Origin of the sequence: Sneathiella sp. (assembly GCF_002694385.1) — a bacterium.
Classification (GTDB): Bacteria; Pseudomonadota; Alphaproteobacteria; order Sneathiellales; family Sneathiellaceae; genus Sneathiella.
This window is the reverse complement of the sequence record NZ_NZMB01000009.1, coordinates 95,330-114,000: the sequence shown is the minus strand read 5'-3', so window position 1 is coordinate 114,000 and position 18,671 is coordinate 95,330. Positions and strand designations below refer to the sequence as shown.

The 18,671-nt window shown below is 56.5% G+C and carries 17 protein-coding genes; 13 read left to right on the top strand and 4 right to left on the bottom strand.

The window, feature by feature from the left end; genetic code table 11:
- The first annotated feature begins 83 nt into the window (after window positions 1–83).
- From CMN55_RS04310 to CMN55_RS04300, 3 genes are all read left to right on the top strand, one after another.
- Complete coding sequence (locus CMN55_RS04310; protein WP_459253644.1) at window positions 84–1,859, top strand: CpaF family protein; 1,776 nt, start codon at window positions 84–86, stop codon at window positions 1,857–1,859.
- On the top strand, window positions 1,856–2,845 hold the full coding sequence (locus tag CMN55_RS17435; protein ID WP_459253640.1) for a type II secretion system F family protein: 990 nt from the start codon (window positions 1,856–1,858) through the stop codon (window positions 2,843–2,845). Before CMN55_RS04310 ends, CMN55_RS17435 begins: the two co-directional genes overlap by 4 nt.
- Before the next feature lie 192 nt (window positions 2,846–3,037).
- Window positions 3,038–3,841: a type II secretion system F family protein gene (locus CMN55_RS04300; protein ID WP_366931970.1), complete on the top strand. Its 804-nt coding sequence runs from the start codon at window positions 3,038–3,040 to the stop codon at window positions 3,839–3,841.
- 243 nt (window positions 3,842–4,084) lie between these two features.
- Here the strand turns inward: CMN55_RS04300 and CMN55_RS04295 are convergent, their stop codons facing one another.
- Together CMN55_RS04295 and CMN55_RS04290 are read right to left on the bottom strand one after the other, a co-directional pair.
- The gene (locus tag CMN55_RS04295) at window positions 4,085–5,749 is read right to left on the bottom strand and encodes an SPOR domain-containing protein (RefSeq protein ID WP_459253643.1); all 1,665 of its coding nucleotides are present in this window, start codon (window positions 5,747–5,749) and stop codon (window positions 4,085–4,087) included.
- A 335-nt stretch (window positions 5,750–6,084) separates the two neighbouring features.
- Window positions 6,085–6,417: a hypothetical protein gene (locus tag CMN55_RS04290; protein ID WP_293948303.1), complete on the bottom strand. Its 333-nt coding sequence runs from the start codon at window positions 6,415–6,417 to the stop codon at window positions 6,085–6,087.
- Between the two features lie 179 nt (window positions 6,418–6,596).
- Between CMN55_RS04290 and CMN55_RS04285 the strand changes: the two genes are divergently transcribed.
- The 8 genes from CMN55_RS04285 (at window position 6,597) to phoB (ending at window position 14,868) form a co-directional block, all read left to right on the top strand.
- Window positions 6,597–7,346, top strand: coding sequence for an SIR2 family NAD-dependent protein deacylase (locus CMN55_RS04285; RefSeq protein ID WP_293948302.1), 750 nt, complete (start codon window positions 6,597–6,599; stop codon window positions 7,344–7,346).
- A gap of 70 nt (window positions 7,347–7,416) precedes the next feature.
- A complete protein-coding gene (locus tag CMN55_RS04280; RefSeq protein WP_293948301.1) occupies window positions 7,417–8,793 on the top strand; it encodes an ATP-binding protein in 1,377 nt (458 codons plus the stop codon).
- A gap of 142 nt (window positions 8,794–8,935) precedes the next feature.
- The gene (locus CMN55_RS04275; RefSeq protein ID WP_293948300.1) at window positions 8,936–9,976 is read left to right on the top strand and encodes a PstS family phosphate ABC transporter substrate-binding protein; all 1,041 of its coding nucleotides are present in this window, start codon (window positions 8,936–8,938) and stop codon (window positions 9,974–9,976) included.
- An 86-nt stretch (window positions 9,977–10,062) separates the two neighbouring features.
- Window positions 10,063–11,304: a phosphate ABC transporter permease subunit PstC gene (gene pstC, locus CMN55_RS04270; RefSeq protein ID WP_293948299.1), complete on the top strand. Its 1,242-nt coding sequence runs from the start codon at window positions 10,063–10,065 to the stop codon at window positions 11,302–11,304.
- Entirely contained in the window at window positions 11,297–12,604 is a 1,308-nt protein-coding gene (gene pstA, locus CMN55_RS04265) for a phosphate ABC transporter permease PstA (protein WP_293948298.1), read from the top strand. Before pstC ends, pstA begins: the two co-directional genes overlap by 8 nt.
- Before the next feature lie 41 nt (window positions 12,605–12,645).
- Window positions 12,646–13,425: a phosphate ABC transporter ATP-binding protein PstB gene (pstB, locus tag CMN55_RS04260; protein WP_293948297.1), complete on the top strand. Its 780-nt coding sequence runs from the start codon at window positions 12,646–12,648 to the stop codon at window positions 13,423–13,425.
- 29 nt (window positions 13,426–13,454) lie between these two features.
- Entirely contained in the window at window positions 13,455–14,171 is a 717-nt protein-coding gene (gene phoU, locus CMN55_RS04255) for a phosphate signaling complex protein PhoU (RefSeq protein ID WP_293948296.1), read from the top strand.
- Between the two features lie 16 nt (window positions 14,172–14,187).
- Window positions 14,188–14,868, top strand: coding sequence for a phosphate regulon transcriptional regulator PhoB (gene phoB / locus CMN55_RS04250; RefSeq protein ID WP_366931967.1), 681 nt, complete (start codon window positions 14,188–14,190; stop codon window positions 14,866–14,868).
- 104 nt (window positions 14,869–14,972) lie between these two features.
- Here phoB and CMN55_RS04245 read toward each other — a convergent pair whose 3' ends face one another.
- On the bottom strand, window positions 14,973–15,596 hold the full coding sequence (locus tag CMN55_RS04245; RefSeq protein WP_293948294.1) for an MlaC/ttg2D family ABC transporter substrate-binding protein: 624 nt from the start codon (window positions 15,594–15,596) through the stop codon (window positions 14,973–14,975).
- 62 nt (window positions 15,597–15,658) lie between these two features.
- Window positions 15,659–16,456 carry an MlaA family lipoprotein gene (locus tag CMN55_RS04240; protein ID WP_293948293.1) on the bottom strand — a complete coding sequence of 266 codons (798 nt, stop codon included), beginning with the start codon at window positions 16,454–16,456 and terminating at the stop codon, window positions 15,659–15,661.
- A 315-nt stretch (window positions 16,457–16,771) separates the two neighbouring features.
- On the opposite strand from CMN55_RS04240, the gene CMN55_RS04235 reads away from it, so the two are divergent.
- Window positions 16,772–17,731, top strand: coding sequence for an ArsR/SmtB family transcription factor (locus tag CMN55_RS04235; protein ID WP_293948292.1), 960 nt, complete (start codon window positions 16,772–16,774; stop codon window positions 17,729–17,731).
- A complete protein-coding gene (gene metF / locus CMN55_RS04230) occupies window positions 17,728–18,648 on the top strand; it encodes a methylenetetrahydrofolate reductase [NAD(P)H] (RefSeq protein WP_293948291.1) in 921 nt (306 codons plus the stop codon). The genes CMN55_RS04235 and metF overlap by 4 nt, the downstream gene beginning before the upstream one ends.
- The last annotated feature ends 23 nt before the right edge of the window (window positions 18,649–18,671 follow it).

Genomic DNA, 18,671 nt, shown 5'->3' with positions numbered 1-18,671 from the left:
ACAGCAAGGATAGGGCAATACCTGCCGCGAGCGCGGCCGGGCCCGTTGCCTCGGAGCTTGTGGCGAAATTCTCGCCGGAAGTGATGGAGAAGCTGCTGCCGCAAATCGATGTTAACGAAAATCGCTCCGCCGTTACGCAGATGGTCAAGACATATTTGCGCGAAACGATGAAGCGTGAACGGATCGATCTCAATGTTCTGGAGCAGCGCGCGCTGGTCAATGACCTGGCGCAGGCTGTCTGGTCACGGCTGGACGAAAAAAAGCAGCGGATCGCGGCCGCGGTTTCAAAGTCATCATCAGAGCGGCCGTCTTCCGGCAACGGGTCGGAAATGTCCGCGTCTTATAGCGCCCGAATTGTCGAAGAAGGCGTGACTGTTTTCGGCGCTGACCCGGATGCGCCGGTAGAATTGCAGGCTGAATTCGACCGACCGGCCGGATATGAGGCATCCTCCTCAGAAATGGAGGAAGATGACGACGAAGATATCGTCCCCGTCGTGCCGCTGGCGAAACAGGAGGATGCTGAACCTGTTGAAAAAGAAGAAGTAACTTCTGCTTCGCTGTTCAACCTGTCGATGGCGCCGGAAACCACCGGTAAGCCTATGAACAAACATCTGGAAAGTATCAAGCAAACGGTCCAGCCGCTGCTGATGGAGCGTATCGATATCAGCGCCGCCGTGACCATGGACCGTCTCGACCTGGCGCGTGATATTTCCGATATTGTCACCGATATCCTGATCGAGGAACGTATCCAGCTTAATCAGCGCGAGCAGCGTGAGCTGACCGAAAGCCTGATGCATGACATGCTCGGCCTCGGTCCGCTGGAGCCTTTGCTCGCCGATGAGGGCATCACCGATATTATGGTCAATGGCCCCAAGCAGGTGTTTGTGGAGCAGAAGGGCAAGTTGGTGCTGTCCGATTGCCAGTTTCGTGACAACGCCCATGTGATGCAGATTGCAGGGCGTATCGTCAGCCATGTGGGGCGGCGTATTGACGAATCAAACCCGCTGGTGGATGCCCGCCTTGCAGATGGCAGCCGAGTGAATATCATCATTCCGCCGCTCGCCATTGATGGCCCGTCCATCTCCATCCGTAAATTCGCCAAGCAGAAAATCACTCTCGATGTGATGGAGCGGCAGCAGAATATGTCGCCGGCTGCGGCGACTGTCCTGCGGGTTGCGGGCCGGTGTCGGTTGAATATCCTGATCTCTGGTGGTACGGGCTCCGGTAAAACCACCATGCTGAACGCCATTTCCCAGTTGATCGATCCGGGCGAGCGCATCGTGACTATCGAAGACGCGGCGGAACTGCAATTGCAGCAGCCCCATGTGGTGCGGCTGGAAACTCGCAGCGCCAACCTGGAAGGCGGTGGTGAGATTACCATGCGCGATCTTCTCAAGAACGCCCTGCGTATGCGGCCTGACCGGATTATCCTCGGCGAAATTCGCGGCAGTGAGGCCATTGACATGCTGCAGGCCATGAACACCGGACATGACGGTTCGCTGTCCACCATTCACGCCAACCGCCCGCGCGAGGCGCTGACCCGGCTAGAAAATATGGTGGGCATGTCGGGCGTCAATCTGCCCGCAAAGGCCGTGCGCACGCAGATCGCTTCCGCCATTGATCTGATCGTCCAGGTTAGCCGGATGCGCGATGGTGTCCGCCGTATTACCTATATTTCCGAAGTGGTCGGCATGGAAGAAGACGTCATCACCATGCAGGACCTGTTCTGGTATGAGTTTCATGGTGAAGATAAGGGCGGCCGTCTGCTCGGTGAGTTCAAGTCATCGGGCCTGCGTCCGCATTTCGCACCACGGGCGGCCTATTTCGGCCTCGAAAAGATGCTGTTGGGAGCNATATGATGGATCAGATGACCATGATGCTCGTTGTTGGNGGCGCGACNNTGNTGATTTCNCTGCTGCTGGTTTTTGCCTTTGCCGGNGGCGANGGGCACAGCCGCGACATGANNCGNCGGCTTGCGGAAATCAGCGANGGNCAAAAGCCCACCGGCAAACCGANANCCCGCAGCTCCGCCCGCCGGGCACANGATACCAGCGGNTTNCGAATTCTCGACAGTATTATCAAGACGCTNGTCCCNAANCCCGATCNNCTCAAGATCNGGCTCGAAAAGACNGGNTANAAGATTTCCATCTCNCGCTACGCCACCTTTACCGGCATNCTGATCCTGCTGATCATCGGNGCNGGCCATTATCTNTATGANNTGCCGATGTTTCTCGCCATTCCAGTGGGGCTCGCTTCCGGGCTTTTNCTGCCGCATTTCACGATNGGNTTTCTNGGCAANCGGCGGATCAANAAATTCATGAAGACCTTTCCCGAAGCNATTGAATTGCTGTGNCGGGGCCTGCGTGCCGGTCTGCCGATCAGCGAGGCGATTGTCACCGTCGGTAAGGATGCGCCGGANCCGGTTGGCAAGGAATTTCGNGGCGTTGCCGATGCCATGCGGGTNGGNCANAGCCTGGAGCAGGGGCTGTGGGATGTGGCGCGACGCATCGACGTTCCGGANTTCAAGTTCCTCATCATNGCCATATCCATCCAGCGCGANACNGGCGGTAACCTNGCGGAGACCCTTGGCGGACTTGCNAGNACGCTGCGCAAGCGGCGCCAGATCAAGCTGAAGATCAAGGCAATGTCTTCTGAAGCGCGNGCCAGTGCCTGGATCATNGGCTCCCTGCCTTTCATCATGTTTTTCCTGCTGTGGCTGGCCAACGATTCCTATGTCATGACCCTCGTCAATGATCCGCGNGGCATGTANATGATCGGNGCNGGCCTNACCATGATCGGNTNCGGTGTCGGCGTNATGGCGAAAATGGTCCGCTTCGAGATCTAGGAGGTCACACTATGGTCGATATCGCCACCCTTCTGCCNGANTGGCTGCGTGANGANAATATGCTGGCCCTGATTGCCGGGGTGGCTTCCTTNGCGGTGGTGCTGATGATGTGGAATGCGCTGCTGGTGAAGGANACACTTGCCCGGACGCATCAAGAATCTCGAAAAGCGNCGCAGCAAACTGAAATCGGAGATGGTCGGCCAGACCAGGCAGCGCAGCAAGCTGGTGATGCGCGAAACCTTCATGCANCGCATCGTCAANAAGCTGCAGCTCATGCGGGGCGANCGGGCGCGGGTTATGGCNGCNAAGNTGGCAAANGGCGGNTGGCGCTCGAAAGATGCGCTGGTGGCCTATCTGTTTGCAAAAATNTCTCTGCCTCTTCTTTTTGCGGTGCTGACNGGCGTTTACCTCTTTGGCACGCATGCAGTTGAATGGGGCGCGGCNGTGAAGTTGCTGGTCTCCGGCGGTGCCGGGCTTCTCGGCTATCTTTTGCCGGACATACTTGTCAAAAACCGGNTTTCAAAGCGGTATGANGCGATTCGCAAATCCCTGCCGGATGCGCTTGACCTNCTTGTGATCTGNACGGAGGCNGGGCTNAACCTTGACAGNGGGCTGGATCGGGTCTGCCGGGAGATTTCCAANTCCTCGCCTGAACTCTCNGATGAATTCGGCCTTGCCTCCATCGAACTTGGGTTNTTGCCAGATCGCAAGATGGCACTCGCCAATTTAGCGGCACGGGTTGATTTTCAGGCAATGACAACGCTTGTGAATACATTGATNCAGACTGAGAAATACGGCACGCCGCTGGCTGTGGCACTGCGTGTGCTGGCCAGTGAAATGCGGGACGAACGNNTGATGAAGGCGGAGGAGAAAGCCGCCCGGCTGCCCGCCATCATGACAGTGCCGATGATTNTNTTCATTCTNCCTGCNCTCTTTATTGTGCTGATCGGTCCCGCGGTTCTGAAGGCCATTGACGCTTTTGCGGGCGGGGGCTGAGCCCNCGCTCATTATTCAAAATATAAAAAGATATCTGTCTTGAAAACGGCGCTTCTCCGGCGTCGTTTTTTAATGCCACGCCTCAGAGCCATAGGNCAGAAGAAAGAGNGNATGGANTGGCTATTCATAANATGAAGAAGCGCNGGACAGGAGAAGGGNCACGGGGTGAATAAANCCGAAAAGATTNCACAAAATAAAAGGGCCGGTAGATAACCGGCCCTTTTTTGTTGCTNTGCGCAGCTNTCAGAAAGCNCCGAAACTTTCTTCCGTATCGGCGATCATGCCGGGTTCGCTGGCGGGTTTCNCTTTGTTGGCAGGAGNNGTTTCCTCCACCATCCGNTGTTCNGGNGCGAGGGTNGGNNTCTNCTGCTTTNTCGGNCCGGCNTTTTCAGGGGCTGGCATAAAGCAGTCNAAATTGCGGTCNCGAAGCGTGGCGCAGAGGTTCATCATACGNGNCCTGTCCGCGAAGCCACCGATTTGCAAGCGGTAGTGAACGCCCCCCTTGTCGCCAAGGTCGGCATGATGATAGACCGGNTCGACANCNTCCAGNAGGTCNATNTTCTGCGACTGGATAATANGCCAGCCTTTTTCGGCAAGCGGCATATCCTTATAGGAACCGATCTGCAAATAATATTTACCGCCATCGGGCTTGTAGGCATTGGCAAGCGGCGTAAAGGACGCTTTGACAACCGTCGCCTCGTCAGTTTTGTCCGCCTTTACGGCTTCCACCTTTGCGGTGGCCGGTGGTGTGGGTTTTGCGTCAAGCGTCCATTCACGGGCCGGGGCAGGGGTGCTCTCCTCTGTTTTGGTCAGGTTTTTCGCGGCAGTCGCTTTTGGCGCCTCTGCCGGAGCTTCCGCTTTTGACACTGCAACCGGGCTCTCAGCCTGCTTTTTAACGGCTTCCGCATGGGCGACAACCATCTCATCAGAGCTTTGCGGGGTGGCTTTCTTTGTCGTCACGACCGGTGCGACTTCCTGCACAGCAGGAGATTTTGCAGTCACTGTCGGCGCGGCCGGTTCCGACTTTGCCATCATGACGGGGGCGGCGGGGGGCGGCGTCAGGCTTTTTGGATTGCTGCGGGCCGGGGCCGCGGGCTTGCTTGCGGCCGCATCGGTGCCGAGCCGTTCACTGTCCACACGGGCGACCAGCCTATCCGGGTTTTCCGGGCGGCGCGGGGCGTCACGATCAAGCTGTTCGGCAACTACCACTTCATTACGCGAGGCTTTCATCATCTTGATCTGCTGATCGAGAGAGCTGACATTCTCGTCTGTTTCGCCGTTGAGCGCCGCGAAGTAGAGCGCGTTGTTGCGCACTTCCTGTTCCGAGAGATCCATGCGGGAATATTTCAGCGCCTCACCGGATTTGCCCGCCAGCCCGTAGACCAGGGCAAGCGTCTGACGATGCTTTGCTGTGGCTGCCGGATTGTCAGTAACCGTTTTCAGTAGTGCAATGCCCTGATCCGTTTCGCCCGTAAGAGCAAGGGAAAGGGCGAGATTGCTTTTATAATTGAGATTTTCCGGGTCGGCCTTGATGGCCTGGCGATAATATTCCTGCGCCTGGGGATGATCCCCGGCTTTGTCGAGTGCCACCGCAAGACCACCGAGAGATCTCGCGTCATTGCCGTTTATTTCCAACGCGCGGGTAAAGTGTCGCGAGGCCTGATAGGGCTTTTCAAGCTGAAGCTGGGTATAGCCGAGGCCATGCAGCGCCGCGAGATTGCGGGGATCTCTGACAAGCGCCTGATCGTAAGCGATGAGGGCTTCGCCGGGTTTGCCCGTGCTGCGCAGGATGTCTCCCATGGCAAGCAGCGGTGCGGGGTTGTTCGGGTCCTGCTGTGCGGCGGTTGCATAGAGACGCAGCGCCGTCGGGGCGTCATGTCTTGCCCAGGCGCGCTCGGCAACCCGCACCAGTGATTGATAATTGAGACCCTTGCCGGACCGATCATCCGCATTGCTGGCGATGGCGGCGGGCCTGTCAGCGGCGGTGCTTGCCGAAGTGGCGGGATCGGCGGTGGTGTTGCAGCCCGCAACGACCAATCCGGTCGTGGCGAGAAGGGCTGTCCGGAGACGGGCGGCAAATGGTTTGTGAATAGGCACAGCTCTGGCCTCTCTTCTGAGTGATGAACCAATGAGCTTGCAGCCTAATACGATCTTCCTTAAAAACGGTTAATGCATAAGGAAAATTGTCCTAAAATTGCCGAAAACCGAGGGGTATCCAGCGCCTGTCTTTGAGGACTGTTCCGTTAGACCAATCGTCGCCGGGAGGGCGCAGGGGCAACCGGTTCTGGTCGGGAAGAGACTGGTGCCGGCGCGAGGGGAGGTGGAGCCGCAGTCGCCGCCGCACCTTCGCGGTTCGGGTCGATGAAGCGGTCGAACATGCCGGAGCGGATATGCTCTGGCAGGGCGCCGAATAGCGAGATGGTGTTCTGCAACCCGATGCCGTTCACGAAATTGGCGATGGCGATGGTCAGTAGTCCAGTGCGGACTGTTCCGGGGTCAATGCCCTGCTGATGACAGCGCGCTAGGGCATCGGAAAACTCCTTGGCGACGATATCGTTCATAGTGTCCTTTCTCATAATCCCTCCGTCTGCGCGTTCCATTGCGCTGATGAACATGTACAGATAACGAACAGGCAGAATGGTTGTGACAATCAAGCAGAGGATTTTTCAATTCCGGGCACTCTGCGCTAAATTATGCCTATAATCATAAAATGAGTGGCAACATGCCCGAAGCAGGATGAACAGGGAGGCTGAGGATGAAGGGTGATGAGGTGCAGACGCTGGCGGATATGGTGAATGACAGCCGCTCAATCGTGATATTCACGGGCGCGGGGATCAGCACGGAATCAGGCATCCCGGATTTTCGGAGCCCCGGCGGTCTGTGGGAAAAGAACCGCCCTATTGATTTTTCCGAATTCATCTCCTCGGCTGAGGCGCGGCGGGAGAGCTGGCGCCGCAAGTTTGCGATGGACAGCGTCATGGCAACTGCCGTTCCAAATGCAGGTCACCAGGCGATTTCCAACCTTCATCAGCAGGGCAGGCTGAAGGCGGTGATTACCCAGAATATTGACGGGCTGCATCAGGCGTCCGGTATTCCGGATCAGGAGGTTATCGAAATTCACGGCAATACGACTTATGCAAAATGCCTGGATTGTGGCACGCGTATGGAACTTGACGAGGTGCGGGCCGTTTTCCTGCCCGATGAGGTTCTGCCGGAATGCGGTCATTGCGGTGGCCTGATCAAGACAGCAACGATTTCTTTCGGTCAGGCCATGCCGGTGGAGGAAATGCGCCGCGCCACCGAGGCGGCGCTCGATTGCGACCTTTTCATTGCCATCGGGTCATCTCTGGTGGTGTATCCGGCGGCGGAATTGCCGCTGATCGCCCGGCAGGGCGGCGCGCCGCTGGTGATTTTGAACCGTGAACCGACGCCGCTTGATAGCTACGCGGATCTGGTACTCAACCGGGAAATAGGGGATACGCTTGCTGCCGTCACGAAATTGTAAGAAAATTGCCGCATAAGGGCTGGCTGTGCGCGGTTATTCCTGACCCCTTTCACCGACGATGAGTTAATAAATGTCCTCTGGTCCCGGCAATTTCTGGAGAATGCTGCTGTTTATCCTTCTGATGATCAGCCCGCTTGGCCTGCTTCTTCTGCTGCTGGATTTGCAGGGCGGAGTAGGGGCCAAGGATTATGCATTGCTGCTGGCGGCAGTGGCGATGCCGGCTTTATTTGTCTATCTTCGCATGATGCGAGAGCTGCGCACGGTGGCGCGGCGGATGGAGCGGGCGGCGGTCATGTCACCGCTGGATGTGACGGGAACCGACGGCGCGCGCGCCGGGCTGTTGCCGGTCGATAACCTGCTGCTCGCGATGGAGCAGTATCGTCGTGTGCTGCAACATATGCTGCGCGAGACACAAAGGCGGCAGGATGAGACGGCGTTGCTGTTTGACCTGCTGCCCGATCCGGTGCTGGTGTTGGGGCGTGGCCGGCAGATCAACCGATCCAACGCCGCCGCGAAACGTTTCTTCCATGTGGAGGAGATGGGCGGCGAACTGACCCGTTTCATCCGTCATCCGGCGCTGTTGAAAGCCGTTGACGCGGCGGAGGAAGGGCAAGCACTTCATGAGCGGATAGAATTCACCGTGTCCGATGTGGTGCCCCGGCATGTGGCGGGATATCTGGTCAGCCTGAAGGAAGAAGAAAATGCGGAGGCCGATCTCATCCTGACGCTGCATGACCTTACCGAATCACGCCGGATGCAGCAGATGCGCGTGGATTTTATCGCCAATGCCAGCCATGAACTCAGAACCCCGCTTGCCATTCTGGTGGGCGCGCTGGAAACGCTGGTGGGCCCGGCGCGGAATGATCTGGCCGCCCATGAGCGATTTTTTACCATGATGCAGACACAGACGACACGCATGTCGCAGCTCGTTAATGATCTGCTGTCGCTCTCGCAGATCGAGATTAATGAGCATAGTCGGCCGACGGGCCGGGTGGATATGGCGCGTCTGCTTACCGGTGTTGCCGATCTGTTGCGGGCCAAGGCGGTAAAGCTGGAAAAGAGCATCCGGCTAGATCTGCCGGAACGTGATGTGATTGTCACCGGCGACTTCGATCAGCTCACGCAGGTGTTCACCAACCTTGTGGACAACGCCCTGAAATACGGGCGGGAGAAGAGCGAGGTGACCGTCCGGGTGACAATCAGCGGGCAGGAGGCGCGCCTTTCTGTCATTGACGAAGGGGAAGGGATCGCGGAGGAACATCTCTCCCGCCTGACGGAGCGGTTTTACCGTGTTGATAATGATCGCAGCCGTAAGCTTGGTGGCACCGGCCTTGGCCTGGCCATCGTCAAGCATATAGTGAGTCGCCACCGTGGCCAGCTTGAGATCAGCTCAACCGTTGGAAAGGGCTCCTGCTTCACCGTTCGCCTGCCGCTGGCAACAGGCTGATAACCCGTTTTCCGCCGTTTTTTGCCTCCTTTTCCGTTGTAACAATAGTGTCACGAAACTGTAGTAATTCTGACGCCTGACAAGCGCAATGTTCCGCCACCGACAGAGAATGCTGTCGCATGCAATGAACGGAGAATGACACGTGCTAAACAAAACCATCGGTCTGGCAATCGCCGCAACAGTTGCCACCGCCGCCTTCTCGGGTCAGGCAATGGCTCGCGATCAGATCAGGATCGTCGGCTCTTCAACGGTTTTCCCTTTTTCCACCGCCGTCGCCGAAGCCTTCGGCAGCAGCGGCAGCTTTAAAACCCCGGTTGTTGAAAGCACCGGTTCGGGCGGCGGGCTGAAGCTCTTCTGCTCCGGCGTCGGGCTGGATACTGCTGATATCACCAATGCCTCCCGCCGGATCAAACAGTCCGAAGTTGATACCTGTGCAAAAAATGGCGTTACCGAGATTACGGAAGTCAAGGTTGGTTATGACGGTATCGTGATTGCCAACTCCAAGTCAGCGCCGGTGTTTGACCTGACCAAGCAGCAGATTTTCATGGCGCTTGCCAAGCAGGTGCCAGTAGATGGCAAGCTGGTCGATAACCCTTACAAGACCTGGAACGAAATCGATCCTTCGCTGCCTAACACCAAGATTGAAGTTCTGGGCCCGCCCCCGACGAGCGGCACCCGCGATGCATTCGTTGAACTGGCCATGGAAGGCGGCGCGGATGAGTTTGAAATGCTGAAGGCACTGAAAAAGTCCGACGGCAATGCCTATAAGGCGGCTGCTCATTCCGTCCGTGAAGACGGCGCCTATATCGAAGCCGGTGAAAACGACAACCTGATTGTCCAGAAGCTGGAAGCCAATCCCGATGCGCTTGGCATTTTTGGCTTCAGCTTCCTAGACCAGAATGCTGACAAGCTGCAGGGCAGCCATGTGGGCGGTGTCGAGCCGACCTTTGAAAATATCGCTGATGGCAAGTATGGCATTTCCCGCTCCCTCTACTTCTATGTGAAGGATGCGCATGTCGGCAAGGTGCCGGGCATCAAGGAATTCCTCGCTGAATTTACGAGCGACAAGGCCTTCGGTGAATTCGGTTATCTGACCGAAAAGGGCCTGATCCCGCTCGGTGAAGCGGAACGTGAAAAAGTCCGCAGCGATGCGCTGGAACTTGCGCCGCTGAAACTGATGTAATTTTCCGGAGAAGGCGGGGTTTCGGCCCCGCCTTTTCTTTACAATGATTTTCCCTGCCGGGCGCCGGCCTCATAAAAGTAACTGTCATGAGCTTCTATCCCTTTCTGATCGCGCTACTGCTGCTCTCTGCCGCCGGATACTGGTTCGGTTCAAAAAAGGCCCTTGGCGCCGTTCGGCAATCGACGAGTTTTCTGACCCCCCGTCCGCATCAGTTCGGTCTGTTTGTCGCCATATGGGCCCTGCTTCCGCCCCTTTTGCTGGGCGTGTTTTGGGTGGTCTTTCAAGTGATGCCGTTACAGCTTGATGCCGGTACAAATCAGCAGATTGACCGGGTTTTCTTCCCGGTTCTGGGGCTGCTTGCCGCTGCCGGTGGTCTTTTCCTCGCCATTCGCCGGATCGGCCCTGATCTTAAAGTTCGTAAGAGTATCGAGGCGGTCGTTTTCGGTATCCTGATCCTCGCTTCCATTATTTCAATCCTGACCACTGTCGGCATTGTCTTCTCGCTGCTGTTTGAAACGATCCAGTTTTTCAAAAAAGTACCGATGAGCGAGTTTTTCTTCGGTCTGAACTGGAGCCCGCAGACTGCACTGCGTGCCGATCAGGTGGGGTCGAGCGGGGCATTCGGCTCAATTCCGCTTTTTACCGGCACGCTGCTGATCACTTTTATCGCCATGTGCGTCGCCGTGCCGCTTGGACTGCTCAGCGCTATTTATATGACCGAATATGCGTCCGACCGGTTCCGTTCGGTGGTGAAGCCGTTGCTGGAAATCCTCGCCGGTATTCCGACGGTCGTCTACGGCTTCTTCGCGGCTCTGACTGTCGGCGTGTTCCTGCGCGACACCGGCAGCGCCATCGGCATTGATATTGTGTCGGAAAGTGCGCTGGCTGCCGGGTTCGTGATGGGCATGATGATTATCCCCTTTGTCTCCTCACTCAGTGACGACATCATCATGGCGGTGCCGCAGAGTTTACGCGATGGCTCCTACGGCCTTGGCGCAACCCGTTCTGAAACGGTGCGCAAGGTGATCCTGCCCGCGGCGCTGCCGGGCATCGTCGGGGCCGTCCTGCTGGCCGTCAGCCGCGCTATTGGCGAAACCATGATCGTGGTAATGGCCGCCGGTTTCGCCGCCAACCTCACCGCCAATCCGCTGGAAGCCGTGACAACGGTGACTGTGCAGATTGTCGGACTATTGGTGGGGGATCAGGAATTCGACAGTGCCAAAACCCTGGCGGCCTTTGCGCTCGCCCTCGTGCTTTTCATTGTGACCTTGTGCCTGAACGTGATCGCCCTGGTCGTCGTTCGCAAATATCGGGAAAAATATGACTGACCTTAGCAACAAGACCGGTGGGACGGGTTGGAATTCCGATCATTTCCGCAAAAACCTTGCACGCCGGAAACGATCAGAAAAACGATTTCAGCGTATCGGCCTGGGGGCCATCCTGACGGCGTTGACCCTGCTGGCAATCCTGATGTTCAGCATCTTCAGCAAGGGCTACACCGCCTTTATCCAGACGTCTATCTCGCTGGATGTGACGTTCAATGAGGCAATCATTGACAAGGACGGTACGCGCGATCCGGAGGCTCTTCGCCACGCCAACTATACAAAGCTGGTGCAGGAGTCGCTGCGGGCCCGCTTCCCCGATGTCGAGGGGCGTAGCAATCTGCGCGCGCTGTTCGGCCTGCTTAGCAATGATGCGAGTGATACGCTCCGCGATATGGTGATGGCGAACCCGGAGCTGATTGGTCAGACGCTGTCTGTCGAGCTGTTGGCGGGCGATGATGTGGACATGCTGAATAAGGGCTATATCGACCGTGACCTGGCTGAGGATAACCGCCGCGTCAAGGACAAGGAGCTTGTCTGGATCGACAGCCTTAAAGAGGAAGGGCAGATTGTCACCCATTTTAATTCGGGCTTCTTCACAAACGGTGACAGCCGGGAGCCGGAGAAGGCCGGTATCGCGGGCGCCATGGTCGGCTCTTTCTACACGTTGCTGATTACCATGCTGCTATCCTTTCCCATCGGGGTGATGACAGCGATCTATCTGGAGGAATTCGCCCCGCGCAACAAGTTCAATGACCTGATTGAGGTGAATATCAATAATTTGGCGGCCGTTCCTTCCATCGTATTCGGTCTGCTGGGGCTTGCCATCTTCTTGAATGTGGCGCATCTGCCGCGCTCGGCCCCGCTGGTTGGCGGCCTCACCCTTGCGCTGATGACACTGCCGACGATCATTATCGCCTCAAGGGCCGCGATCCGCGCCGTCCCAGACAGTATCCGCCAGGCGGCGCTCGGCCTTGGCGCCTCGAAACAGCAGGCCGCCTTTCATCATGTGCTGCCGCTCTCGATGCCGGGTATCCTGACGGGGACCATCATCGGTCTTGCCCAGGCTCTTGGCGAGACGGCGCCGCTGCTGATGATTGGTATGGTTGCCTTTATTGCAGATATACCGGGCGGTATCAATGATCCGGCAACGGTCATGCCGGTGCAGATTTTCCTCTGGGCGGATAGCCCGGAGCGGGCCTTTGTCGAAAAAACATCCGGGGCGATCATGGTATTGCTCGCCTTCCTCGTCCTCATGAATGCATTGGCGGTCTTCCTTCGCAAGAAGTTTGAGCGTCGCTGGTAGAAAAGGAAATGAACGTGCAGATGCAAGCGGAAACAAATCTGATGAGTGATGCCGACATGGCGGAAGAGATTGTCATCGAGACACAGGATGTGAATGTCTTTTATGGCGATAATCATGCACTGCGCGGGGTATCGCTGGATATCCCGAAGCATCAGGTCATGGCGCTGATCGGACCGTCAGGTTGCGGTAAATCCACCTATCTTCGCTGCCTCAACCGGATGAATGATACGGTTGAGGGGTGTCGCGTCGTTGGGAAAATCCTGCTCGATGGCATTGATATTTACGGGCCCCAAGTGGATGAGGTGCTGCTCCGTGCTCGCGTTGGTATGGTGTTTCAGAAGCCAAACCCCTTTCCGAAATCCATCTATGACAATGTGGCTTATGGCCCGCGCATTCATGGTCTTGCCGCCAATAAGGACGAGCTGGATGAGATTGTTCTCAGCAGCCTTGAAAAGGCCGGGCTGCTGAAAGAAGTGCAGGATCGGTTGCATTCCAGCGGCACAGGCCTTTCCGGCGGACAGCAGCAGCGTCTCTGTATCGCCCGGGCGCTGGCGGTCCGGCCGGAGATCATCCTGATGGACGAACCCTGTTCGGCGCTTGACCCGATTGCTACGGCGAAGGTTGAGGAGCTGATTGACGAGCTGAAAGAGAATTACACCATCATCATCGTGACCCATTCCATGCAGCAGGCCGCCCGTGTGTCGCAGCGGACCGCCTTCTTCCATTTGGGTGAGATTGTCGAGACTGGCCCGACGGAGCAGATTTTTACCAGCCCGATCGATGAACGGACGCAAGGATATATTACCGGCCGGTTCGGCTGATACGTCATTTACTGACAGGAGACTCAAGAATGAGTAGCGGACATATAGTGAAATCTTTCGATGAAGAGCTGGCGCGGGTGCAGAATGCCATCGTCGAGATGGGGGGAATCGCGGAAACCCAGCTTGAGGCGGCGGTAAGATCCCTGGCTGAGCGGAATACCGAACTTGCCCTTAAAACCATTGAAGGCGACAAGGCCGTCGATGCGCTGGAACATCGCATTGATGATATGGCCATCAAGATGCTGGCGCTTCGCAGCCCCGTCGCAGACGATCTCAGGATCGTTATTTCCGGGTTGAAGATCGCGTCCTTGCTGGAGCGTGTCGCCGATTATGCGGCGAATATCTCCAAGCGGGTCATCGCCCTCAACTCCGCCCCTGCGATTGCACCCATTTCATCCATCCCGCGGATGGGCGAGTTGGTGCGCCGCATGATTGCGGATACGCTGACCGCATACAGTAATGCCGATGCGGCGCTCGCCTATGATGTCTGGGCGCGTGATCAGGAAGTGGATCAGCTTTATAACAGCATGTTCCGCGAACTACTGACCTTCATGATGGAGGATCCGCGCAGTATTACGAGCTGTACGCATTTGATCTTCATGGCGAAGAATATCGAACGTATCGGCGATCATATGACGAATATTGCGGAAATCATTATATATCAGGTGACGGGCGACATGCCAAAGGAACCCCGCCCTAAGGGCGACAAGACCAGCGTCACCATGATCGACCCGAAAGAAGGCTGATCGAGGTTATTTGAGTATGAAGATACTGATTGTTGAAGACGAACCGGCCATGGTCGAACTGCTGCGTTATAATCTGGAAAGCGAAGGATTCGATGTCGTCTCCGCCCATGATGGGGAGGAGGGGCTGCTGGCTCTGGAGGAGGAACAGCCGGACCTGCTGCTGCTGGACTGGATGCTGCCGGGCGTCTCAGGCATTGAAATCTGCCGCCGGGTGCGACGGGATGCGAAACAGGCGGGCCTGCCTGTCATCATGATTACGGCCCGCGGGGAAGAGCAGGATCGTGTGCGCGGCCTTGATGTCGGGGCGGATGATTATGTTTCGAAACCCTTCTCGCCGGCTGAACTGCTGGCCCGCATCCGGGCGTTGCTGCGGCGGCGCAACCCGGATGTGGGGGCAGAGAAGCTGAAAGTCTCCGATGTGGAGTTGGACCTTGTGGCTTACCGGGTGCGTCGTGGAGACCGGGAGTTGCATCTCGGCCCGACGGAATTCAAGCTCTTGCGCTATTTTATGGAGCGGGCGGGGAGGGTGTTGACCCGTGATCAGCTTCTCGATGGTGTCTGGGGGCAGAATGTCTATGTCGAAGATCGTACGGTGGATGTCCATATCCGCCGCCTGCGCAAGGCCCTTAATGAAGCGGGAGAATCGGATCTCATCCGTACCGTGCGTGCTGTTGGTTATTGTTTTGAACGGGCCTGACAGCCGGTTTGCCGGAATAACCCGCAAACCATAAAAAAATGCCGCGTTCATGAAGCGGCATTTTTAATATCTGGGGTTACTCTGCCCGTGCTGCCGATACCGGATCAGCTTGCTGAGCCGGTCTGTTCCTTCAACCTTGTGATCAGACCTTCCACGCCGACACCAGGCTTGTTGACAACGGAGGAGAAATCAGAGCGCTGTGTCTGCGCCATGCTGATACCCTCAACGATAACATCGACAATTTTTTCACCATTATCTCCCTGACGCACACGCCAGTCGAGCTTTACGGGCGGGCCGTTCGGCCGGACAATCAGCGAATTGACCAGCGACTCCTTATCATTGAGAGAGGTTGTTTCCTTGAATTCCAGATTTTCACCGGAATAGGAGCCGATCTTGTCGGCATAGCTGGAAACCATATAGTCGCGGAAAACTTTCAGAAATTCGCTGCGCTGTTCCTCGCTTGCGCTCCGCCAGTGCTGGCCGAGCACGAAACGGCCGATCCGCTCCATATCAAAGCTGCTGTCCAGAAACTGTTCGAAACGTTCCTGTTTCTGTTCATCGCTGAGGGATGTATCGGAGAGGGTGGCAACGGCCTTTTCGCCAATGCCTTTAACAAGGGCGAGGGCGGCCTGTTCCTTGTCTGCGGCTAGGGCAGGCGCTCCCGTAAGGGCGGTTATAAGCGCCGCGGCGGCAATCAGCCCGCTAAACATACGTCTGGTCAACATCATATCAACACCCCCAGTGGGTTTGGATATTCAAAATATATAATGATTAAATTAGTCCGGTGAAGCTAGTTTTTCTGCACCGGCTTGTCATCATCCTCAAATGACATATCCGGCAATTGTGTCGAATTGCTGGCACCGTTGAGAATCATGTTATTACGATTCTGTCGATAGAGGCTGCGGATAGCTGCATAGAAATCAATAGAGGTCCGCTCGATTTCATCCAGCGCCTCAATGGAGCGGGATCGCGCGTCAATGCCATCTGCGGCAAACAGTGCGACCGGTACATAATCCCAGTCATGTTCACGCGCGACGTAATTCACCGGATTGAGGAAATAATCAACCACAGCGCCGCCGGCGGCGCGCGTTGTCCGCGGTCCAAAGACCGGCAACACCAGATAAGGACCTTCCTCCACGCCCCAAACGGCCAGCGTCTGGCCCATATCTTCGGGCTGGGTGTCCAGCTTTGCCACATCAAACAGGCCGCCAACTCCAAGGAAGGTGTTGGTAAAGAAGGCGCCCATGTTATCACCGGCGCGATCCATCTCGCCCTGAAGGACATTATTGATAAAATAAACGGGCTGCCACAGGTTGGTGATGAAATTGCGAACACTGTCCTGCGCGGCATCGGGAAGAACGCCGCGATAGATTTCGGCAACAGGGCGCAGCAGCAATGCGTCAAGCGCGTAATTCACATCAAAGAAATAGCGGTTCATCGGCTCCAGCGGGTCGTAGACTTCGTCATACATGACCACTGCCGCCTTGCTTTCCTTCTGTTCCGGCGTGGCACAACCGCTGACGCTAACCATCAGCGCCGTTGCCAGCAAACCGGCTTTTAATGATGTCGATTTTATACGCAATCCCATTTTTTCTTTTCCACCTTAGTAACCTGCGCGACCGGAAATGACTGCCACTCTATTCAATAACGGTTACCAAAGCCTTTAACCCCCGATTTTCTTTCTCTCCGCCAAGTTTTGAAGCAAAATCAAGCACCTGCGAAGGGAACAACTAGTGTACGTACCTAGCACAAGGTACAAGGTATGGCGAGTCGGTGATTTTCAGGCCATTCAGAATCCTTGCGTGGTGTGGCGAAAAAGTCGCTGTCCGGTCGATATTAATCCTGTACAAAGATATAAGGATATGTTTATATCGTTTTAATTAATGATTTATTTGAGGTTGCTGTGGAAAATTTGCTGCAAGGCCTGCGTGCGGCGGGGGAGGAAACACGGCTTCGGCTGTTGGTTCTCTGTGGCCATTCCGAGCTGACAGTCAGTGAACTGACCCAGATACTGGGGCAGAGTCAACCCCGTGTTTCCCGTCATCTGAAACTGCTGTGCGAGGCGGGATTGCTGGATCGCTATCAGGAAGGAAGTTGGGTTTATTACCGTTTGTCCGCCAAGAGCGAGGCAGCGCTGCTGGCGCGTACCCTTGTTGATCTGGTGCCGGAGACGGATGCGACTGTCTCGCGCGATCTGGAGCGGCTGGAAGCGGTCAAAAAGGCCCGGACCATCGCGGCAGAAGAATATTTCCGGGAAAATGCGGCTCACTGGCGGCAAATTCGCTCGCTGCATGTGCCGGAGGAGGCGGTGGAGGCAGCATTGCTGGAACTGATGGGCAGCACCGAGATTACCGATTTTCTTGATATCGGCACGGGAACGGGGCGGATGCTGGAATTGTTCGGTCCGACAGTCGCCCATGCCATTGGCGTGGACACCAGCCGGGAGATGCTGTCCTTTGCCCGCACGGCCATTGATGACGCGGGCTTGCGTAACTGCCAGGTCCGCCTTGCCGATATGTATAATCTGCCTTTTGCCAGCCAGTCACAAGACGCCATCGTTATCCATCAGGTGCTGCATTATGCGGAGGATCCGGCGGCTGCTATCCGCGAGGCTGCCCGTCTGCTGCGCCCCGGCGGCCTTCTTGCCGTTGTTGATTTTGCGCCCCATGAACTGGACAGCCTGTGCACGGATCATGCCCATCTCCATAAGGGGTTTTCGGAAAATGCCGTCTGGCGTATTTGTGAAGAGGCCGGATTGCAGTCAAAAGATTTTCGGGTACTGGAAGGTAGCCCGCTCAATGTCAATATTTGGACGGCCGCGCCCGCCGTGCGCCGTCAGTCAAAAGGAGCCATCGCGTCATGATTATGTCTGGAATTTCCGAGAGCGCCGCCACAGCAGGCCTGCTGTCCGCTGCGGGCGGGCGCAGCAAGGTGGAGGTTTCCTTTGAGTTTTTCCCGCCAACGACGGACAAGCTTGCCGAAAAGCATTGGGAGGCATTGACGCGCCTGACACCGCTGGGCCCGCGCTTTGTTTCGGTCACCTATGGGGCAGGTGGCTCAACGCGGGAGCGCACCCATGCCCTGGTTAGCCGCATCCGGAATGAAACAGAGCTGGAGCCTGCGGCGCATCTGACTTGTGTCGGGGCCAGCAAGGGCGAAATCGGGGAGATTGCCGATCTTTACTGGGAAAGTGGCATTCGACATATTGTGGCACTGCGCGGCGATCCGCCGGAAGGACAGGGCCATTTTACGCCGCACCCAGACGGCTTCACCGGATCGGTGGAACTCATCGAATTTCTGAAAAAGCGACATGATTTCGAAATTTCTGTCGGCTGCTATCCCGAAATTCACCCCGAGGCGAAATCCAGCCTGGCCGATATCGAGTATCTGAAACGTAAAATGGACGCCGGGGCGACGCGGGCGATCACACAGTTCTTTTTCGATCCGGAAACCTATCTGCGCTTTGTTGATCGGGCGCTTGCCCATGATATCACCATTCCGATTGTTCCGGGCATTCTGCCGGTTACGAACTTCGCCAAGGTCCGCCAGTTCAGCAAACAGTGCGGGGCGCAGGTTCCGGCCTGGCTCGCCCATCTGTTCGAGGATCTGGATGAGGATCCGGCAACACGCAATATGGTCGCTGCGATGGTGGCAACGGAGCAATGCCTGCGGTTACAGCGGGCCGGAGTGGGGCAGTTCCATTTTTATACGCTCAACCGGGCTGACCTTGTCTATTCCGTGTGTCATACACTTGGAATACGACATAAAAAAAGCATCTGAACAGACTAATATATTTATATTTG

Bases quoted from the DNA above. Each gene is read 5' to 3' on its own strand.
- pstA (WP_293948298.1), top strand. From the start codon at position 11,297: ATGACTGACCTTAGCAACAAGACCGGTGGGACGGGTTGGAATTCCGAT.
- CMN55_RS04290 (WP_293948303.1), bottom strand. From the start codon at position 6,417: ATGAGAAAGGACACTATGAACGATATCGTCGCCAAGGAGTTTTCCGAT.
- pstB (WP_293948297.1), top strand. From the start codon at position 12,646: ATGAGTGATGCCGACATGGCGGAAGAGATTGTCATCGAGACACAGGAT.
- CMN55_RS04285 (WP_293948302.1), top strand. From the start codon at position 6,597: ATGAAGGGTGATGAGGTGCAGACGCTGGCGGATATGGTGAATGACAGC.
- CMN55_RS04280 (WP_293948301.1), top strand. From the start codon at position 7,417: ATGTCCTCTGGTCCCGGCAATTTCTGGAGAATGCTGCTGTTTATCCTT.
- phoU (WP_293948296.1), top strand. From the start codon at position 13,455: ATGAGTAGCGGACATATAGTGAAATCTTTCGATGAAGAGCTGGCGCGG.
- CMN55_RS04240 (WP_293948293.1), bottom strand. From the start codon at position 16,456: ATGGGATTGCGTATAAAATCGACATCATTAAAAGCCGGTTTGCTGGCA.
- metF (WP_293948291.1), top strand. From the start codon at position 17,728: ATGATTATGTCTGGAATTTCCGAGAGCGCCGCCACAGCAGGCCTGCTG.
- phoB (WP_366931967.1), top strand. From the start codon at position 14,188: ATGAAGATACTGATTGTTGAAGACGAACCGGCCATGGTCGAACTGCTG.
- pstC (WP_293948299.1), top strand. From the start codon at position 10,063: ATGAGCTTCTATCCCTTTCTGATCGCGCTACTGCTGCTCTCTGCCGCC.
- CMN55_RS04245 (WP_293948294.1), bottom strand. From the start codon at position 15,596: ATGATGTTGACCAGACGTATGTTTAGCGGGCTGATTGCCGCCGCGGCG.